Raw genomic sequence first — 477 nt, forward strand, 5'->3', positions numbered from 1 at the left:
TTTCTTTTGATGCTGTATTCGGGGCTCAGGATTTTGCATTGAATAAAGACTTTACCTCAGGTACAAAGACCTTTAACTTCACTAAATTCAGATATTGGGTGAGTAATGTTACACTTGTAAATAGCAAAGGTGAAGAATATAAAGTGCCTAATTCTTACTTCTTAGTAGAGGAAACCAGTGCGGTTCCTGTTCAGGATGGGGCATTTACGTATCCTGCAACTAAACGTGAAGATATTGTATTGTCCAATATCCCTTTAGGCGATTATAAAACCGTTAAATTCTCTATCGGTGTAGATCAGAAATACAATGATAATTTAAGTTTACAAACAGGAGAACTTTCTCAGTTAAACGGGATGACCAATGTTTCCTGGATGTGGATGACCAGTTATATTTTCTCTTCTGTTGGCGGTAAAGTAACTGAAAGCGGTGCATCGAAAACCTTATTGGTGGAAACAGGCCTGAATGCAAACTACAAAA

1 protein-coding gene is annotated in these 477 nt (G+C 37.3%); it reads left to right on the forward strand.

Annotation, left to right across the window (positions count from 1 at the left end; genetic code table 11):
* Nucleotides 1–477 (forward strand): MbnP family protein (locus tag IM797_RS28240; protein WP_370583135.1); only part of this gene is annotated, 477 nt, incomplete at both ends.

Source organism: Pedobacter sp. MC2016-24 (assembly GCF_015223055.1).
In the GTDB taxonomy this organism is placed as follows: domain Bacteria; phylum Bacteroidota; class Bacteroidia; order Sphingobacteriales; family Sphingobacteriaceae; genus Pedobacter.